We start from the raw sequence: 17,782 nt of genomic DNA on the forward strand, positions 1-17,782 counted from the left end.
GCGCGGCGGGAGCGCGTGAGAGATCCCGCCTACTCGGGCGCGCCGGATTGGGTCAGGAGCGGTGGAGGACCACGTAGCCGTCGCGTTCGAAGACCTTGGCGTACCCCTCCGACAGCAGCAGGTCCACCTGGGCGAGTTGCTCCTCCGGCCCGCCGAAGGGGAACTCCCAGCGGGAGGTGTCGGCCACCACCCAGTCGGCGCCGTTCGGGCGGCCGGTCCACAGCAGGACGGTGGTGCGGCCCGTCAGCGCGGGGCCGAGGGAGTTCGCCGCCTCGACCGTCACCCCCGAGGGGATCTTGGCGACGGCCGCGGCGGCGGCGGCCGTCTTGACCGGGTCTCCCCGGTAGAAGTCGCGATGGTAAAGCTGGTCCAGGCCGAAGCGGGGGACCAGGGTCAGGGCGACGGCGGCGACCGCCACCGCCCAGGTCAGCCTGAGGGAGCGGTCCTCACCCCGGCCGAGCCGGCGCAGCAGCCTGGCCAGTCCGTCCACACCCGCGCAGAACAGGACCACCACGATGAACGCGTTGTAGTGGAAGTCCGACTGCCACCACAGGTGCCGGTCCGACAGCATGCGCTCCAGCACGAGCGGCAGCGCCACCAGCGTCAGCGGCGACAGCAGGCAGAGCAGCAGCGTGGGCCAGGCCAGCAGGAACAGCGTGTCGACCTTCGCCTCGTCGCTGAACGGCAGCAGCAGCGTGGCCAGGGGGTCGCGCGCCATCCCGAGCAGCGCGCCCGGCAGGTCGGCGCCGAAGTGGCCATAGGCCCAGGTGTCCCGGGTGTCGCCGCCCAGCATGGGGATGATCGCGCCACGCGCCGCCATGAGCCCCCCCAGGCCCACCAGGGCGCAGCACACGCCGCGCAGGCGGTCGCCGATCCAGAACAGGTAGCCGCCGAAGCCGATCACCATGAGCCCCATGTCCTCCTTGACCAGCAGGAGGGCGAACATGGCGAGGAAGGCGGGCAGCGTCTTGCCCGCCTGGTAGCGCTCAATCATGATCGCGGAGAGCAGCGGCACGAACATGGCCTCGTGCGCGTCGAACGAGGCCGCCTGCGCGAGTGGCCCCGACAGCGCGAACGCCACCGCGACCAGGTAGGCGGGGGCGGTCCCGAGCACCCGCCGGGTGTACAGCCAGACGAACGGGACGGCCGCCGCGAGCAGCAGCGCCTGCGCGACGATCAGCGACTCCGGCCCGTCATGCACCCAGTAGAACGGCGCCAGCAGGGCGTAGACGGGCGAGAAGTGGTCGGCCAGCTGAAGGTAGTCCAGCCCCCGGTCGTGCCACGCCCCCATGACGGGCACGTACGGAGGCCGGAAGGCGGCGTAGTTGCGTACCGCCTGATCCACGATGACCAGGTCGACGGTGGAGGCCCGGTAGGTGGCCAGCTTGACGAGGCCGATCGCCGCGTAGGCGGCGGCCGCGACCAGGCAGATGAGTCCGACGCGCGGGCGATGTCCGCTGAGCACGGCCGGTCGGCCGGCGGGGGCGGCGCCAGGCACCCCGGATGGCGCCGCCGGCGCGTCCCGCTTCACGTGCAGCCACACTACCGATTTCCCATCAAAGCCGCCCCGGCTTGCCGCACCGTCCTGCCCCCCGCAGGCGGAGCGGCCGCCGGGCTCTCATCAGGAGCAGGCGCTCGTGATCTTGGTCTGGAAGTCCTGGATCTTCGTGGTGAAGGTGCTGACGTTGGTCATGTCGCCCTTCATGCTGTCGAAGCCGGCGGCGAGGTCGTTCAGCGCGGCGGCGATCTCACCGTCGTGCTTGCTCGCGAGATCCTTGGTCTTCGTGGCCGCGTCCTGCGAGGCCTTCTCGATGGCCGCCGGGTCGGTCGCGCTCTTGGTGACCGCGCTGGACCAGTCGGTGGTGATCTTGCTGGCCTCTTGAGCCGCGGTGTTGCAGTCCACTGCGGTTCCGATGGCGCCACAGGCGGCGGTCATTGCGGCGAGGGTGAGCGTCGCGAACGCGATGGCGATGCGACGGCGAGGGGGAGTCATTTCCGTGCCCTTCGTTGGATGGGAGACGAGGAGACGGTATGGCCGCGTTCTTGACTGCCGCTTGCACCCCACTAACACCAACCGCATCAAGTCCGCGTAAAAGGATGCAGCCTCTTGACAGCCTCCTGGGCCGAGCTGACTATGTCGCATATAGAGCAACTCGGTGCGTATTACGCAACAAGGAGTGTCCCTTGGACAGCACTTCGAGTTTGATCTCCACCATGCCCGGACGCTCCTACACCGACCCGACCGTGTTCGCCGAGGAGCAAGCGAAGATCTTCGAAGCGCTGTGGTTCTGCGCGGTCCGATCGGACCAGCTCAGCAAGCCCGGGGCCTTCAAGACGGTCCAGGTGGGCAGGGAGAACGTGATCGTCGTCCGGGGCCGGGACGGAGCCTTGCGGGCCTTCCTCAACGTCTGCAGGCACCGCGGCGCGCGCCTGTGCGTGGAGGAGGACGGCGAGGTCAAGCGGACCATCAGGTGCGCCTACCACGCGTGGTCCTACGACCTGGACGGCACGCTCGTGGCCGCCCCGAACCTGGTCAAGATGCCCGACATCGACCGCGTCGAGTACGGCCTGATCCCCGTGAGCCTGCGTGAGTGGCTGGGGTACGCCTGGGTCTGCCTGGCCGACGAGCCGCCCTCGTTCGAGGAGACGGTGATGCACGCGGCCGTCGAACGGCTGGGCGACCTGGCCGCGATCGAGCACTACCACGTGGACGACCTGGCTCTCGGGCGGCGCATCCGCTACGACGTGCGGGCCAACTGGAAGCTCATCGTCGAGAACTTCATGGAGTGCTACCACTGCGCCACCATCCACCCCGAGCTGACCGCGGTGCTGCCGGAGTTCGCCGGAGGTTACGCCGCGCAGTACTACGTGGGCCACGGGGCGGAGTTCGCCCAGCGGGTCGAGGGGTTCACGGTGGACGGCAGCCCCGGCTTCGGCAAGCTGCCCGACGTGTCGGAGGAGCAGGACCGGCGCTATTACGCGATCACCGTCAAGCCGCAGGTCTTCGTCAACCTGGTCCCCGACCATGTGATCATGCACCGGATGTATCCGCTGGCCGTCGACCGCACGATCGTGGAGTGCGACTGGCTCTACCACCCCGACGTGGTGGCGTCGGGGGCCGACCTGTCGCTGTCGGTCGAGTTGTTCCACCGGGTCAACGAGCAGGACTTCGACGCCTGCGAACGGACCCAGCCCGGCATGTCGTCACGCGCGTACGGCAAGGGCGGCGTGCTGGTGCCCAGTGAGCACCACATCTCCGCCTTTCACGACTGGGTGAACCAGCGCTTGCGTGGATAGCGGACCGCGAGCTGGCCGTACTTGCTCCCGCCCGTCACCACCACGTGCAGGGCGCCGGGCCGGGGGCGGCCGGCCACGGTGGAGGAGGCCGAGCCGTAGGTGGTGCGGAAGCCGTCGATGTTCGCGGTGGCGCCCTCCGGCAGCACGATCTTGGCGGAGCCGTACTTGAGCTCCAGCTCGATCTCGACGACCGGATGCGGGACGACCGCCTCGGTGAAGTCGAGGTGGGCGCCGCCGTGCTTGGTGACGATCCGCAGGCGGTGGGGGACGGCCCAGTCGCCCGTGCGCTTCACGTGGTCGTGCACGGTCTCCAGCAGGACGGCTTCCTCCTCCGCCGATGGCGTTGCGGCGGGGAGGTCCTCGACCAGCTTGGTGAGATCGGCGCCGACCTTCGCGGTCAGCGCCTGTCCCAGACGGTCCTCAAGCTCGAGGTGGTCCAGCCGGCCTTCGGTGAAGGCCTGCTGGAGCCGCTGGGTGATGCGCTCTCGATCCGCGTCTGAGACGCGGATCTGCATGTCCGACATACATCGAGCATAGGTAAAGGGGTCTCAAAACGGGAGCAACTTACCGGTGGGCGTACGCAGATCGAGGGGGAGCGGCCGACGGGGAGGCCGAGGGCGCTGGACGACCTGTTGAGTCTTCACGATTGAATAGGTACCCAACAGTGTGCCTTGAACTCCTCAAGGACGGGTAGCGTGGTAAGCGATGTTGGCGGACCTGTTCACGCACCCGGCACTCTTCTACAGAGGCGATCGGGAATATGTGGCTGCCACCACCGGCTTCGTCCGCGAGGGCCTCGCGGCCGGTGAGCCCGTGGCCGTGGCGGTTCCCGGCCGAAACCTCGCGCTGATCGAGAAGGAGCTCGGCCCCCAGGCGGAGCGGGTCCTGCTGCTCGACATGACCGAGGCCGGTCGCAACCCGGGGCGGATCATCCCCGGCGTGCTCAGGGAGTTCGCCGACCGCCATCCCGACGAGCATGTGCGGATCATCGGCGAGCCGATCTGGCCGGGCCGCACCAAGGCCGAATACCCCGCGTGCGCGCAGCACGAGGCGCTGATCAACTACGCCTTCACCGGCCGGCACGTCACCATCCTGTGTCCGTACGATCTGGAGGGGCTCGATCCCGAGGTCATTCACGAGGCCGCGATCACGCACCCCGTGCTGCGCGACGGGTCCGGCGAGTGGGTCAGTGACCACTACGCCCCGCAGCGGGTCGTCGACGAGCACAACGGGCCGCTCGGCGAGCCCGCCGACTGCGCGGCGCTCCATTTCGACCGCACCAATCTCGCCGACGTCCGCACGCTGGCCGCCGACCGCGCCACCGAGCTGGGCTTCGGGTCCGTCCGGGTCGACGACGTCCGCCTGGTGGTCGCCGAGCTGGGCGCCAACAGCCTCGACCACGGTGGCGGCTCCGGTCAGATCAGGATCTGGACCGAGGACGACAGGCTGGTCTGCGAGGTGAGCGACTCGGGCCACATCACCGACCCGCTGGCCGGGCGCAACCCGGTCGATCCGCGGGTGGCCGGCTCACGCGGGCTGCTCATCGTCAACCTGCTCAGCGACCTGGTCCGGGTGCACACCCAGGCCGGCGCCACGGTCATCCGCACCTACTTCGACGTCCCCACGCGCTGACCCGGCCGGCCTGCGAGGTCAGGTTTCGATGGGCGACATGTCTGGATAGCGTCCGCCGCGGGCCGCGCCCGCAGGGACGGCTCGCTCCAGTGCGGCGAGCTGCTCGCCGGTCAGCGTGATCGACGCCGCCGCGGCGTTCTCCTCCAGATACCTCAGCCGCTTGGTGCCCGGGATCGGCACGATGTCGTCGCCCTGTGCCAGCACCCAGGCCAGGGCCAGCTGCGCCGCGGTCACCCCGGCCTCCCTGGCGATCTCCTTGACCCGCGCCACCAGAGCCGCGTTGTGCGCGGCGTTCTCGCCCTGGTTGCGAGGCAGATGCTTGCGGAAGTCGTCATCGGGCATCTCGTCGGCCGGCGGCAGGGTGCCCGCCAGAAAGCCGCGGCTGATCGGCGAGTAGGCCACCAGCGCGACGCCCAGCTCCCGGGCCGCCGGCAGGATCCGCGCCTCCAGATCCCTGGTGAACAGCGAATACTCGCTCTGCAGAGCCGCGATCGGGTGGACGGAGACGGCCTCGCGCAGGGTGTCCTCGTTCACCTCCGACAGCCCCAGATATCTGACCTTGCCAGCGGCCACCAGCTCGCTCATCGCGCCGACCGACTCCGCCACCGGCACGCCGGCGTCGCGGCGGTGCATGTAGTAGAGGTCGATGTGGTCGACGCCGAGCCGCTGGAGCGAGGCGTCGCAGGCGGCCCTGATGTACTCGGGGGTGTTGTCGACCGTGCGGACGCCGCCGTCGCGCCTGATGCCGAACTTGGTGGCGAGCACCACCTGGTCGCGACGGTCCTCGATGGCCCGGCCGACAAGCCGCTCGTTGTGCCCGTTGCCGTACATGTCGGCGGTGTCGAGGAAGTCGATGCCGAGGTCGAGGGCGCGGTGGATGACCGCGATGGACTCCTTCTCGTCGCCCTGGCCGTAGAACTCGGACATGCCCATGCAACCGAGACCGAGAGCCGACACCCGCGGTCCGCCGTTGCCCAAAGTGCGCCTGCGCATTACAGCCTCCTTCTGTGCCAAGCCTCGGTGCTGGAGCGCGCTCCAGGTCAAGTCCCTACCCTCCCTGAGGGGGCCTTCCCCACCGTCGACGGTGTTCACGCAGGTCAGACAGGTGCCTTAAGGGGTCGTACGACCGAAGTACTAGGGGATCTGCCAGGGCTCGCTGGGGCTCATCTCCGATACTCGGAAAGCCCTTGCTCCACGACCTTTGAGGCATGAAGGCTTTGTTGGTCAGTGGATTCACCGCCATCGGCACCGGAACCGGCGCCATGCTCACCCTGCACGCGGAAGCGGGCCTCGACCCGCTGCACTCGGTGATCAGCGAGTACGCGTTCCAGGCGGCGGGCTGGTTGCTGCCCACGTCGCTGACGCTGTTCGCGCTCGGTTCCGCGTTGATCGCCGAGGCGCTGCGCCGGGCCGGGGCCGATCGCTGGGTGGTGGCGCTGCTGCTGACATGGGGGGTGAGCATGCTCCTGATCGGCGCCTTCCCCACCGACGCCCCCGGCCTGCCGCTGTCGCTGTCGGGGGGCATCCACCGTTACGCCGCCTTCGTCGCCTTCCTGGTGATGCCGCTGGCGGGGTTCCTGCTGGCCAGGGCACGCATTCGCTACGCCAGGTGCGTGCGGATGCTCAGCGTGCTCGCACTGGGCGCGCTGCTGCTGGTCGTGATCCCGTACGTGGTGCGGATGTTCGGCATTCCGCTGTCCAACGATGACATCCCCGCCGGGCTGATCCAGCGCACCGTGGTCGTCACCGAGCTCGGCGTGCTCGCCCTGGCCGGGCTGGCGCTGCTCCGGCCGCTGACCCGGAGGTCGCGGGGCGGCATCTCGCCCGTCCTGGCCTGACCCAGGCGTGAACGGCCGCCGCTCGGTTAGAGGGAATGCCTGACCACGACATGGAGGTTAGCCGGATATGACTATCTTGATCGCTTATGACGGTTCGGACGATGCCAAGGCCGCGATCGCGTTCGCGGGCACCCTGTTCCAGGGGCAGTCGGCGGTGGTGTTGACGGTGTGGGAGCGGCTGGCGTTGACCACCGCCAGGGCGTCGGCCGGGTTGATCATGGCGCTCGACAACTCCGCCGCCGAGGACGAGGCGGTGGGCAAGGCCATGACCGAGCTGGCCAAGGCGGGAGCCGACCTCGCGGCGCAGGCCGGGCTGGACGCGACGCCCCGTTGTGAGCCGGACTCCGTCGCCGTGTGGGCCACGATCGTGGACGTGGCCAACGAACTCGACGCCACCTTGATCGTGACCGGCTCCCGTGGCATGGGCGGCATCAAGTCGCTGCTCCTCGGCAGCACCTCCGACCGCGTGCTCCACCACGCACGCCGGCCCGTGCTCGTGGTGCCGGGCACGGAATCCGCGCCGTAGAGGGGGTACGATCCCTCAGCGGCCGGCGGAGTCGCCGGTGAGCAGGATGAGGCGGAGACGTGGCGGAAGGGCTGGCGCGGCGGCTCGGGACCGCTGACGCGGTGTTCGTCGGGCTGAGCGCCATGATCGGCGCGGGGATCTTCGCGGCCTTCGCGCCGGCCGCCGGGGCGGCGGGGGCGTGGCTGCCGGTCTCGCTGGCGCTGGCCGCCGTCGTGGCCTACTGCAACGCCACCTCCTCAGCCCGGCTCGCCGCCCGCTACCCCGAGTCCGGCGGCACCTACGTGTACGGCAGGCGGCGGCTGGGCCCGTTCTGGGGTTACCTCGCGGGGTGGGGGTTCACCGTCGGCAAGACGGCGTCCTGTGCCGCGATGGCACTGACCTTCGGCGCCTACGTGGCCCCCGACCTGGCCAGGCCGCTCGCCATCGCCGCCGTGATCGCCCTGACGGCGCTCAACCTCTTCGGCGTGCAACGCTCGGCCACGGCGGCCCGCGTGATGGTGGCGTTCGTCCTCGTGATCCTCGCCACCGTCGTGGGCGCCGCCTTCCTGAACCAACCGCCCACCGGCACCGGCACGTCGGACCAGGCCGACCGGCCGCTGTCGTCTGATCCGGCTGGTGAGACGCTGTCGTCGAACGCCCGGATCATCGACAAAGAGCAGATCATCGAGCTCTCCGACCTCGATGATCCCTCGTTGGGCCCGATCCCTGACGGGATGCGCGAACTGGTCGAGGCCCTGACCGCCGGGGTCGCCGACCCAGGGGTCTGGGGTGTCCTGCAAGGGGCCGGGCTGCTGTTCTTCGCCTTCGCCGGTTACGCCAGGATCGCCACCATGGGGGAGGAGGTCCGCGACCCCGGCCGCACCATCCCCCGTGCCATCCAGATCGCGCTCGGCATCACCCTGCTGGTCTACGCACTGGTGGCGGCGGCCGCGCTGACCCAGCTCGGGCCATGGGCGCTGGCGCACTCCACCGCGCCACTCGCCGACGTGGTGGATGCGGCAGGTGCGGCCTGGCTACGGCCGGTCGTCGGCGCGGGGGCTGCCGTGGCCGCGCTCGGCGCGCTGCTCGCCCTGCTCCTGGGCGTCTCCCGCACCGTCCTCGCCATGGCCCGCGAACGCGACCTCCCACCCGCCCTCGCGGCCCTCTCCCCGATTCCCCCTCGCACAAGGAACACTTCGCCCTCACCGGACGGTCCTGACGACACCTCGGGCGATTCCCCTGCGTCGGGCAGTCCGCCCGTGCCAGGTGACTCCCCTGCCGCGCGTCGGGGTGGCGGTGCGGGAGTGCCGCGGCGGGCGGAGCTTGTGGTGGGGGTGGCGGTGGTCGGGTTGCTGGTGGTGGCCGATCTACGGGGGGCGATCGGGTTCTCGTCGTTCGGGGTGCTCGTCTATTACGCCATCGCCAACGCCGCCGCGCTGACGCTCGCGCGCGACGAGGGCGCGCCTCCCAAGGTCGTCTCCGGGCTGGGGCTGGTGCTCTGCCTGGGGCTCGCCGCCACGCTCCCGGCGCAGTCGGTGATCGCCGGGCTGGCGGTCTTCGCCGTCGGGGCGGCCGTCTGGGCGGTGCGGCATCGGCCTTGGGGCGGCCGGGCCGACGGGTTATCCTGAGGTCTTCCGTCGATGGCTCGGGCGTGCCGCTGAAAGCGCCCTCCACATGACAACCTCCGCGGAGGAGATCCGCCCGCGCGCATGAGCGGGGTCAGGGTCCGTACGAGAAAAGATCTGCGGTCCGTACGGCGCCGCCGCCCGCCGCGTTGCCTCGGCCATCTGACCGTGGCGCCCCTGTGGCCGATGCACGGCGTCAATCTGGGCACCCTGCTGCGCACCTGCGACGCGGTCGGCGCCTGCATGGCCGTCCCCCGCCTGCCGTGGGTGCCCGCGGCACTCGACAAGGGCAACACGCTGCGGGCCGGCGCGTGCGTGCACTGGGTACGGCCGCTGCGGTGGCTGGAGGAACGGCGTACGGCGGGCGAGCGGGTGGTGGGGGTGGAGCTGGCCGAGGAGGCGATCAGGCTGGCCGACCTGCCGATGGCCGGGCAGCCGACGATCGTGGTGCTGGGCCACGAGGCGTCCGGGATCCCCGCCGAGGCGCTCGACCTGCTCGACGCCGTGGTCGAGATTCCCATGATCGGTACGGGTGCCAGCCTCAACGTGGCGGTCGCCGGGTCGCTCGTGCTTTACAAACTGGCCGGGTTCGTCTGATGACGGGCGTTGCCATGAGTACATGACGGCGGCGGGGAGGGGTGGTCGCCGTGGCCGGAGCAACTGCTTGCGGGCCTCAGGGAGAGACAGTAACGATTTGGACTATTTGCCGTGGTGTGGGCGGCATTTGGTACGGACCGATTGCGGATCGGCATCGGTGGCCCTGGTGGACGCGATTCGGGGCCCCTGGGGGTGCCGCCGGATCGGCGTCAACCGCGCTGTCGCCTGCGTCCTGGGGAGTTCTGCCGAGGTCCGGGAGGAGGGCCTCAGCGCAAGAGTGCCAACTGCCGCTACGATCACATCCACGACGACATGGTGGCCGCACCGCGCGACCCGGGTGTGCCCGTTGAGCAGATCGAGCAGATGCTGGTGTCCGATTCCCGACGCGACCTCTCGTAAAGTGTGGGGAAGGGCAGCACAAATGCGGGTAGGTGGAGCTGGGTGAGTTCAGATCAAGCCTTGTCGATCAGTCTCGGGCTGCAGGGCCCGTGCGTCATCGCAAGGCTGACGGGAGACTTCGACTTCGGATCCGCGGCCGAGGTTCGCGATCGTGTCACCAAGGCTCTCGACCTGACCCAGCCACCTATGCTCGTCATCGACATGCAGGCGGTCGCCGTCTGCGACTCCTCAGGGCTGTCCGTGCTGGTCTACCTGCACAAGGCGGTCACCGCGTCCGGCGGCCGGCTGCTGCTGTCCGGGCTCAACGGCAGGTGCAAGCACCTGTTCGCGATCACCGCGCTCGACAAGTTCTTCGAGATCCGGACCACCGCCGAGCTCGCCATCGCCGAGCTCAACGAACCAGGAGATTCGCCAACCTTCTCCGGGTGATGCCTGTTCGCGGCAATTTGTTGACCCTGTCGCTTTCCTGGCGGTTAATCGGAAAGCGGGAGGCCGTTTTCGACTGGGGAAAGCGGCTGGTTGCGTTGCTCTGGGGGCAACATGGTCAGGAAATTCGCCGGCGCGCTCTTACTCGCGACAGCACTCACCGTCACCCTCGCGCCACTTCCCGCGAGCGCCGCGACCGGCGCGCCCGCGACCGCCCCGCCTGCGGCGATGACCGTCGCCGGCCCAGCGGGAGCCGCGCCTGCGGTGATGGCCGTCACCGGTTCAGCGGAATCCGCGCCCAAGCTGATCGCGTACAAGATTTACTTCGGCCGTTGTAAGGACACCTGCCGCATCAAGGTGCGCGTCACCAACAAGTCCCGTAAAACCCTCTACTCGGTGAATCTGAACGCACGCCTGAAGATCAATGGCCGCAAGGCGGGATCCTGTTACGACTACATCGGCAAGATCCGCCCCAAGCGTGTCCGCTGGGGAGGCTGCACGGTCAGGACCCGCACGCTGTCCACCCTGTGGAACCGGTGGCTCGACGGCGAGATCCGTTACGACAAGGACGTCAACACCGTGGTGCACTACGAGTACTACAGGTGAGGGGCCGGCACCCTTCGGCACCGGCCACCAGGCGGCGTCCGCCGTCAAACCCGTCCGGCGTCGCCGGCGTCAGTGGTCAGGAGGTCACCAGCAGGGCGAGACCGATGAGAACCACGATCGGCACGAGCCAGACGACGGCCTCGGCAGCGAACTCCTTGTACATTGCGTAGATCTCCCTTGGAACGCCCGGGCGGGGGCGGCGTGAACGTCACTGCGCAGCATAGCCGCCCTTGCCCAGTGCCTTGCTTTCGCCGTCGGCTGGCCCTCTCGCTCAGGTCCGGTGCCGGCTGATGCGTTTGTTGACGCTGGCCAGGGAGTCGTCGGCCATGAGAAGGGGCAGCCCGGGCGCGTCGGCGTCGATGCGGCGGAGGATCTCGGGGTGGTCGCCGTGGTGGCGGGTCCACGCCCGGACCACCTCCGGCATCGCCGCGATCGCCTCGTCCGACACGAGGGCCTCCCGGGGCAGCCAGGTGGTGAGGAACCGCGAGGCCCTGGCTGGACTCCACCAGAGCGGCCGGTCGCCGAGGAAGTCCACCAGCGCGTCGAACGCCTCCCGTGCCCCCGGCACGTCCGGCAGGTCGTGGAAACGGGCCACGAGGTCGTCGCCCGCATGCCGTACAGGGTGGGGGACGGCGTGCGCGCGGGCGAGCGCGAGGGCGCGGACGGCGGGGAGGGTCTGCGCGACCTCCGCTCCCATGACGAGGTCGGTGAGCTCGAACGCGTCCAGGATGCGCCCCGCCACCACCGCCGGGTCGGCCGGCGTGAGATCGAGATCGTCGAGGAACTTGAGCTCCTCGACGAGGGCGTCGACCGCCAGGCCGCCGTGGACCTGGTCGATGCCGACCACGAGCAGGTGCGGCTCCTTGCCGTTGCCGTAGCGGAAGGAGAGGGCGGCCAGGGTCTGCTCGCCGTAGCGGTCGGCCTTGCCGTGCCAGGCTCCCTCGCAGGTCACCTGGCCCATGCGGGCCACCCAGCCGGGAAGTGAGCCGACGGCCTCGCGGCCGGCCTGCAGCTGGGGTCCGATGACGTCGTCGTCCTCGGCGTCCGGCGCCACGGGATGGACCGCCGCCAGGGCGGCGAGGGCGAGCCGGGCCTCCGCGCTGCCGTCCTGCGCCAGCCGCGGCAGGAGCGTCCCGTCCGTCTGGACCTCGGCGGCGAGCCGGGCGGCCCAGAGCTCTGTGCGCAGCGGGGAACGCCACCTGAGCAGGTCGCGGGCCTGACTGATGGTCGTGTCGAAACCTGTGGTGCTCACCCTTCGACCGTATCGCCCTCCGGCCGCGCTCTGGCGGGATGCCGCGGCTTCTCGATCTTCACCCTCGCCGGCAGCGACCGACGGTGGCCACCGCCGGTCGACCTCCAAAAGAAAAGCGGCCGGTTTCCAGGAGCGCCACGATGTGGCAGGCGTTCTTGGTGCGAGTCCCGACCTCGGGGATTAAACCGACCCTTGACGTCAAGTGGAGCGCGGTGCACGATGGCGCAACACCATTGAAACTTTTTGTCCGATAATTGTACATCTCCACTTTCGAGCGCATTCATCGGGGCCCGAGCCGGACATCACCGTGCTCACCGATCAAGCGAGGCAAGCTCCCATCTGAAGTACGGAGAGAACGACGTGAAACGAGCATCGGTGCAATCTGTCGGGGTCCTCGCGCTGGCCACAGGTCTCGTCCTCGCCGGCTGTGGCGGTGGCGGTGGCGGAGGTACGTCCCCGCAGGGCTCGGCGGGCCCCAAGAGCGGCGCCGTCTTCACCTGGGGGGTGCCGGGCATGCCCACCTCCTTCGACCCCCGCAAGTCGGCGCCACTGGACCCGATCTTCCTGAACGCGGTCTATGAAAGCCTGATCAACCGGACCCCGGCCGGTGAGCTCGGCCCGGGCCTCGCCACCAAGTGGGAGTTCGGCGACGACAACAAAGTGCTCACCTTCACTCTGCGCGATGGCGTGACGTTCCACGACGGCGAGAAGTACGACGCCGAGGCGGCCAAGACGTCCCTTGAGGCGTTCAGGAAGACCGGCACCCTGGTCGGGCAGTTGGCGATCCTGGACAAGGTCGAGGTGACCGGGCCGCTGGAGCTGAAGCTGACCTTCAAGGAGCCCGCCGGGTACATGCTCAACGCGCTGGCCGGTGAGGCGGGCATCGCCGTCTCGCCGAAGGCGCTGGACGCCCCCGACCTCGTCACCCAGCCGGTCGGCACCGGGCCGTTCACGGTCACCGGCCTGCAGCCGGGCAGGGTCAGCTTCAAGAAGTTCGACGGCTACCGGGACGCCCAGGCGGTCAGCATCGGCAGCATGGAGATGGTCGTCTTCAACGATGAATCGACCCGGCTGCGTGCGGTGAAGTCGGGGCAGATCGACGGCACCAGCATCTCCGGCGAGCAGATCAAGGAGGCCGAGGCGGCCGGTCTCTCGATCGTCAACGGGCCGAACACCCGGTTCATGGGTCTCCTGCTGAACACCAAGGCCAAGGCGCTGTCCGACCCCAAGGTCAGGGAAGCGCTGCTGTACGCGATCGACCGTGAGTCGATCAACAACAGCCTGCAAGGGGGCAGCTGCGTCCCCACGGTGCAGCCGTTCCCGCAGAGCCACTGGGCGGCCACGCCCGACCTGAAGGACACCACGCCCTACTACGACGTGGCCAAGGCCAAGCGGCTCCTGGCCGAGGCCGGCTACCCCAACGGCTTCGCCATGGAGCTCGCGTCCGGCACCACCTCCTCCTACCAGGCGCTGGCGCAGGTGGTGCAGGCCCAGTTGAAGCAGGTCGGGATCAACGCGTCGGTCAAGGTCCTCGAGTTCCAGCAGATGATCAACGCGCGCCGGACCGGCAAGTTCACCGCTGCCGTCTCCGGGATCCAGGCCGGGCGCCCCGACCCGAGTCAGTTCATCGCCGACTTCTACCTGCCGGGCGGGCCGTACAACTCCGGCGGCTACGAGCTGCCCGGCGGTAAGGAGCTGCTGGCGAAGGTACGGGCCAGCGCGGACGACACGGAGCGCGGGGTCGCGATGCGGGAGGCCTTCAACACGGTGATCAAGGATGGCCCGCCGGTGATCCCCATCTGCAACCTGAATTACTTGGCCGCGTTCCGCAAGGGCGTGACCGGCTGGCAGGTGCCGGTGCTCGGTGACTACGACTTCACCAGCGTGCAGATCGCCGACTAGCGCATCGGAACCTCATCCAGGGCCCACGGAGATGTCGTGACGGCCTCGTTCCCGCTCGGCTGACCGGGTTCGAGGCCGGTGGCCAGATCTTGTCGCCCTACCAGATACAGCTTTTTGAAGGACTGTTGCGTTCCTTGATGTCAGCCAATGGTGTCCACGAAGGCACTCGCCGTGTCGGCTCAATTACGCAGAATTAGGTCTGCGCGGATCCGCCGAGGGCGAGAGACGCACCGCGCACGACGAAAGGGAAAACGGATGAGTGACGTCAAGGTCGCACGCGACGTGCTGAGCTCCTACGCGAAGTCGAAGGTCGCCAATCCCGTCATCGGAACCGCCGACCCGCAGAAACTGCAGAGCGCCGGGCAGCTCGAAAGGACGATCGCGCTCGTCCGGCCCTCGGACGGCGCCAGTCGGACGCCGGCCGAGATGAAGACCTGGACGGTCACCCCTGAGTACTGGTTCGCCGGTGGCGAACTCGTCGCGAATGCCCTCGAAAAGGATCCGGACCGGCCGTTGACGTGCATCCTGTTCGCCTACCTGAGCGTCTACGCCCTCAAGAGCACCGCGCCGAAGTTCACCGTCCCCATCGAGGTCGTCGAGATCAAGAAGCTCCACGACAATCACTACGTCCTCGTCGCCGGGCGGACCACCGGCGAGATCGGCGGCAAGCTCTCCGAGTGGAACCAGGACGCCTTCGTCATCGACCTCTGGGGCCACTGCCAGGGCCTCGGTGACATGGTGGCTCAGCCCCCCGCCATCATCGTGAACGACATGAAGGACTATCCCCGTAAGACCGTCGTCACGATCCCGGCCTGGGGCGTCTAGAGCGCAGGCCGTCCAGCGGCCGGTCGCGGGCCGGATGGGCGCGTCACAGGTATCCGGGTGCGCCAGAAGGGTGGGGGTGTGCCGCAGGCGTCCGGTAAGGACGCCTGCGGCGCGGAGACCTGAACGGGTCAGCTCTTGTCGCCGGTGAGGCCCGCCTTGCGGAGGGCTTCGGCCATGGCGCCCGACGGCTCGGCGCGCCGCTGACCCCCACCACGCTGACCCCCACCACGCTGGCCGCCATCGCGCTGCCGCTGGCCACTGTCCCGCTGTCCGTCCCGCTGGGCACCGTCGCCACGCCCGCGCTGCCCGCCGTCTCGCTGGGCAGCGTCACCACGGCCGCGCTGGCCGCCGTCTCGCTGTCCGTCTGGCTGGGGGCCGTCGCCACGCCCGCGCTGTCCACCGTCGCCACGGCCCCGCTGGGCGCCGTCACCGCGACCGCGCTGGCCGCCCGCGCCGGCGCGCTCGCCGTCACCCCGGCCGCGTGGGCGGCGGCCGCCCTCGGCCGAGCCGCCGGACTGGGCGGTGTCGGCGCGGGGGCCGCCGGTGGCGGACTGGGCCGGGTCGTCGTCGAGGCGGAGAGTGAGGGAGATGCGCTTGCGGGGGATGTCGATGTCGAGGACCTTGACCCGGACGATGTCGCCCGGCTTGACCACGTCTCGGGGGTCCTTGACGTAGTTGTGGGACATGGCGGAGACGTGGACCAGGCCGTCCTGGTGCACGCCGACGTCGACGAACGCGCCGAAGGCCGCGACGTTGGTGACGACGCCCTCCAGGATCATCCCCTGGGCGAGGTCCGAGAGCTTCTCGACGCCCTCCTTGAAGGTGGCGGTCTTGAAGGCGGGGCGCGGGTCGCGGCCAGGCTTCTCGAGCTCGCGCAGGATGTCGGTGACCGTCGGCAGGCCGAAGGTCTCGTCGGTGAACTCCTGCGGCTTGATGGAGCGCAGCGCCGCCGTGTTGCCGATCAGGGACGTGAGGTCGGTGCGGACCGAGCCGAGGATGCGGCGGACCACCGGGTAGGCCTCGGGGTGGACGCTGGAGGAGTCCAGTGGGTCGTCGGCGCCGGGGATGCGCAGGAAGCCGGCGCACTGCTCGAACGCCTTGGGGCCGAGGCGGGAGACGTCCTTGAGCGCCTTGCGGGCCTTGAACGGGCCGTGGGCGTCACGGTGGCGGACGATGCTCTCGGCCAGCGTGGAGCCGATGCCCGACACGCGGGTCAGCAGCGGGGCCGAGGCGGTGTTGACGTCGACGCCCACGGCGTTGACACAGTCTTCGACCACGGCGTCGAGGGAGCGGGAGAGCCGGGACTCGGCGAGGTCGTGCTGGTATTGGCCGACACCGATGGACTTGGGGTCGATCTTGACCAGCTCGGCCAGGGGGTCCTGGAGCCTGCGGGCGATGGACACCGCGCCGCGCAGGGACACGTCCAGCTCGGGCAGCTCCTGCGAGGCGTAGGCGGAGGCGGAGTAGACGGACGCGCCGGCCTCGGACACCACGATCTTGGTGATGGTCGGCATCAGCTTGACGAGCTCGCCGGCCAGCTTGTCGGTCTCGCGGGAGGCGGTGCCGTTGCCGATGGCGATCAGGTCGACGCCGTGCTTCTGGGCCAGCGCGCCCAGCACCGCCAGCGACTGGTCCCACTGCCGCTTGGGCTCGTGGGGGTAGATGGTGGCGGTGTCGACGACCTTGCCGGTGGCGTCGACCACGGCGACCTTGACGCCGGTGCGCAGCCCGGGGTCGAGGCCCATGGTGGTGCGGCTGCCCGCCGGGGCGGCCAGGAGCAGATCGCGCAGATTGGCCGCGAACACCCGCACCGCCTCGTCCTCGGCCGCCTGCCACAGGCGCATCCGCAGGTCGATGCCGAGGTGCACGAGGATGCGGGTGCGCCAGGCCCAGCGGACCGTCTCGGTCAGCCACTTGTCGGCGGGGCGGCCCTGGTCGGAGACGCCGAAGCGGGCGGCGATGCGCAGCTCGTAGTCAGGGCTGTCGTCCGGCTCCAGCGTGACGGTGAGGATTTCCTCCTTCTCGCCCCGGAACATGGCCAGGATCCGGTGGGAGGGCAGCTTGGTGAACGGCTCGGCGAACTCGAAGTAGTCGGAGAACTTCGCCCCCGCCTCTTGTTTGCCCTCGCGGACCTTGGCGGCCAGGCGGCCGTGGGTCCACAGCCGCTCGCGCAGGCCGCCGATGAGGTCGGCGTCCTCGGCGAACCGCTCGATCAGGATCGCCCTGGCCCCCTCCAGCGCCGCCCCCGCGTCCGCGACGCCTTCGGTCACGAAGGACAGGGCGACCTCGGCGGGGTCGAGCGAGGGGTCGCCGAGCAGCTTGTCGGCCAGCGGCTCCAGGCCCAACTCGCGGGCGATCTGCGCCTTGGTGCGCCGCTTGGGCTTGAAGGGCAGATAGATGTCTTCGAGACGGGCCTTGGTCTCGGCCGCCATGATCTGCGCGCGCAGCTCGTCGTCGAGCTTGCCCTGCGACTCGATCGACTCCAGGATCGCGGTCCGGCGCTCTTCGAGCTCGCGGAGATAGCGCAGCCGCTCTTCGAGCGTGCGCAGCTGGGCGTCGTCGAGGGCGCCGGTGGCCTCCTTGCGGTATCGCGCGATGAACGGCACCGTCGCGCCGCCGTCGAGCAGGTCGACCGCGGCTCGCACCTGCCCCTCGCGCGCCCCGAGCTCTTCGGCGATCCGCTGGTGAATAGAGAGCACTTGTCTGCCTTTCGATGGTCCCGCCGGTCAATTGTGCAGGACGACGCCGTCTTTCATGACCAGAGTCCGCGCAGGGTGAACCCGTCGGGCGCGCTCGCCGGCACCGGCACGTCGGTCATGCCAGCACCCTAGAGCGCGGCACCGACGATTCCCAGAACGCTTTGCCAGACGTCGACGAG

16 protein-coding genes are annotated in these 17,782 nt (G+C 69.6%); 10 read left to right on the forward strand and 6 right to left on the reverse strand.

Annotation, left to right across the window (positions count from 1 at the left end):
- Nucleotides 1-52: 52 nt before the first annotated feature.
- Together IEY87_RS02435 and IEY87_RS02440 are read right to left on the reverse strand one after the other, a co-directional pair.
- Nucleotides 53-1,531: a DUF2079 domain-containing protein gene (locus IEY87_RS02435; RefSeq protein ID WP_225276810.1), complete on the reverse strand. Its 1,479-nt coding sequence runs from the start codon at nucleotides 1,529-1,531 to the stop codon at nucleotides 53-55.
- A gap of 90 nt (nucleotides 1,532-1,621) precedes the next feature.
- Nucleotides 1,622-1,993: a DUF8711 family protein gene (locus tag IEY87_RS02440; protein ID WP_189136784.1), complete on the reverse strand. Its 372-nt coding sequence runs from the start codon at nucleotides 1,991-1,993 to the stop codon at nucleotides 1,622-1,624.
- A 221-nt stretch (nucleotides 1,994-2,214) separates the two neighbouring features.
- On the opposite strand from IEY87_RS02440, the gene IEY87_RS02445 reads away from it, so the two are divergent.
- Nucleotides 2,215-3,297: an aromatic ring-hydroxylating oxygenase subunit alpha gene (locus IEY87_RS02445; protein WP_225276889.1), complete on the forward strand. Its 1,083-nt coding sequence runs from the start codon at nucleotides 2,215-2,217 to the stop codon at nucleotides 3,295-3,297.
- Here the strand turns inward: IEY87_RS02445 and IEY87_RS02450 are convergent.
- Nucleotides 3,264-3,821, reverse strand: coding sequence for a DUF1707 SHOCT-like domain-containing protein (locus IEY87_RS02450; RefSeq protein ID WP_225276809.1), 558 nt, complete (start codon nucleotides 3,819-3,821; stop codon nucleotides 3,264-3,266). The genes IEY87_RS02445 and IEY87_RS02450 overlap by 34 nt on opposite strands.
- 181 nt (nucleotides 3,822-4,002) lie before the next feature.
- Here IEY87_RS02450 and IEY87_RS02455 point away from each other — a divergent pair, with 181 nt between their 5' ends.
- Nucleotides 4,003-4,929: an anti-sigma factor RsbA family regulatory protein gene (locus IEY87_RS02455; RefSeq protein WP_189136786.1), complete on the forward strand. Its 927-nt coding sequence runs from the start codon at nucleotides 4,003-4,005 to the stop codon at nucleotides 4,927-4,929.
- Between the two features lie 18 nt (nucleotides 4,930-4,947).
- Here IEY87_RS02455 and IEY87_RS02460 read toward each other — a convergent pair whose 3' ends face one another.
- Nucleotides 4,948-5,922: an aldo/keto reductase gene (locus IEY87_RS02460; protein WP_189136787.1), complete on the reverse strand. Its 975-nt coding sequence runs from the start codon at nucleotides 5,920-5,922 to the stop codon at nucleotides 4,948-4,950.
- A gap of 215 nt (nucleotides 5,923-6,137) precedes the next feature.
- Between IEY87_RS02460 and IEY87_RS02465 the strand changes: the two genes are divergently transcribed.
- The 6 genes from IEY87_RS02465 to IEY87_RS02490 all read left to right on the forward strand — a co-directional run bounded on the left by IEY87_RS02465 (nucleotide 6,138) and on the right by IEY87_RS02490 (nucleotide 10,925).
- Nucleotides 6,138-6,767, forward strand: coding sequence for a DUF998 domain-containing protein (locus tag IEY87_RS02465; protein WP_189136788.1), 630 nt, complete (start codon nucleotides 6,138-6,140; stop codon nucleotides 6,765-6,767).
- A gap of 67 nt (nucleotides 6,768-6,834) precedes the next feature.
- The gene (locus tag IEY87_RS02470) at nucleotides 6,835-7,293 is read left to right on the forward strand and encodes a universal stress protein (protein ID WP_189136789.1); all 459 of its coding nucleotides are present in this window, start codon (nucleotides 6,835-6,837) and stop codon (nucleotides 7,291-7,293) included.
- A gap of 59 nt (nucleotides 7,294-7,352) precedes the next feature.
- A complete protein-coding gene (locus IEY87_RS02475; protein ID WP_189136790.1) occupies nucleotides 7,353-8,900 on the forward strand; it encodes an APC family permease in 1,548 nt (515 codons plus the stop codon).
- An 81-nt stretch (nucleotides 8,901-8,981) separates the two neighbouring features.
- A complete protein-coding gene (locus IEY87_RS02480) occupies nucleotides 8,982-9,494 on the forward strand; it encodes a TrmH family RNA methyltransferase (protein ID WP_189136791.1) in 513 nt (170 codons plus the stop codon).
- 441 nt (nucleotides 9,495-9,935) lie between these two features.
- On the forward strand, nucleotides 9,936-10,322 hold the full coding sequence (locus IEY87_RS02485) for an STAS domain-containing protein (protein ID WP_189136792.1): 387 nt from the start codon (nucleotides 9,936-9,938) through the stop codon (nucleotides 10,320-10,322).
- Between the two features lie 111 nt (nucleotides 10,323-10,433).
- Nucleotides 10,434-10,925: a hypothetical protein gene (locus IEY87_RS02490; protein ID WP_189136793.1), complete on the forward strand. Its 492-nt coding sequence runs from the start codon at nucleotides 10,434-10,436 to the stop codon at nucleotides 10,923-10,925.
- Nucleotides 10,926-11,196: 271 nt separating this feature from the next.
- On the opposite strand, the gene IEY87_RS02495 is transcribed toward IEY87_RS02490, so the two are convergent.
- A complete protein-coding gene (locus IEY87_RS02495) occupies nucleotides 11,197-12,177 on the reverse strand; it encodes a hypothetical protein (RefSeq protein WP_189136794.1) in 981 nt (326 codons plus the stop codon).
- Between the two features lie 375 nt (nucleotides 12,178-12,552).
- Here IEY87_RS02495 and IEY87_RS02500 point away from each other — a divergent pair, with 375 nt between their 5' ends.
- Nucleotides 12,553-14,079: an ABC transporter substrate-binding protein gene (locus IEY87_RS02500; protein ID WP_189136795.1), complete on the forward strand. Its 1,527-nt coding sequence runs from the start codon at nucleotides 12,553-12,555 to the stop codon at nucleotides 14,077-14,079.
- Between the two features lie 255 nt (nucleotides 14,080-14,334).
- A complete protein-coding gene (locus IEY87_RS02505) occupies nucleotides 14,335-14,904 on the forward strand; it encodes a hypothetical protein (protein ID WP_189136796.1) in 570 nt (189 codons plus the stop codon).
- A gap of 128 nt (nucleotides 14,905-15,032) precedes the next feature.
- Here the strand turns inward: IEY87_RS02505 and IEY87_RS02510 are convergent, their stop codons facing one another.
- Complete coding sequence (locus IEY87_RS02510; protein ID WP_189136797.1) at nucleotides 15,033-17,603, reverse strand: Tex family protein; 2,571 nt, start codon at nucleotides 17,601-17,603, stop codon at nucleotides 15,033-15,035.
- Between the last annotated feature and the right edge of the window lie 179 nt (nucleotides 17,604-17,782).

Origin of the sequence: Nonomuraea glycinis (assembly GCF_014646515.1) — a bacterium.
GTDB classification, from domain to species: domain Bacteria; phylum Actinomycetota; class Actinomycetes; order Streptosporangiales; family Streptosporangiaceae; genus Nonomuraea; species Nonomuraea glycinis.

Excerpts from the sequence above, each read along its gene's own strand:
- IEY87_RS02490 (WP_189136793.1), top strand. The coding sequence starts at position 10,434 with ATGGTCAGGAAATTCGCCGGCGCGCTCTTACTCGCGACAGCACTCACC.
- IEY87_RS02445 (WP_225276889.1), top strand. The coding sequence starts at position 2,215 with ATGCCCGGACGCTCCTACACCGACCCGACCGTGTTCGCCGAGGAGCAA.
- IEY87_RS02505 (WP_189136796.1), top strand. The coding sequence starts at position 14,335 with ATGAGTGACGTCAAGGTCGCACGCGACGTGCTGAGCTCCTACGCGAAG.
- IEY87_RS02470 (WP_189136789.1), top strand. The coding sequence starts at position 6,835 with ATGACTATCTTGATCGCTTATGACGGTTCGGACGATGCCAAGGCCGCG.
- IEY87_RS02455 (WP_189136786.1), top strand. The coding sequence starts at position 4,003 with ATGTTGGCGGACCTGTTCACGCACCCGGCACTCTTCTACAGAGGCGAT.
- IEY87_RS02480 (WP_189136791.1), top strand. The coding sequence starts at position 8,982 with ATGAGCGGGGTCAGGGTCCGTACGAGAAAAGATCTGCGGTCCGTACGG.
- IEY87_RS02440 (WP_189136784.1), bottom strand. The coding sequence starts at position 1,993 with ATGACTCCCCCTCGCCGTCGCATCGCCATCGCGTTCGCGACGCTCACC.
- IEY87_RS02460 (WP_189136787.1), bottom strand. The coding sequence starts at position 5,922 with ATGCGCAGGCGCACTTTGGGCAACGGCGGACCGCGGGTGTCGGCTCTC.
- IEY87_RS02465 (WP_189136788.1), top strand. The coding sequence starts at position 6,138 with ATGAAGGCTTTGTTGGTCAGTGGATTCACCGCCATCGGCACCGGAACC.
- IEY87_RS02450 (WP_225276809.1), bottom strand. The coding sequence starts at position 3,821 with ATGTCGGACATGCAGATCCGCGTCTCAGACGCGGATCGAGAGCGCATC.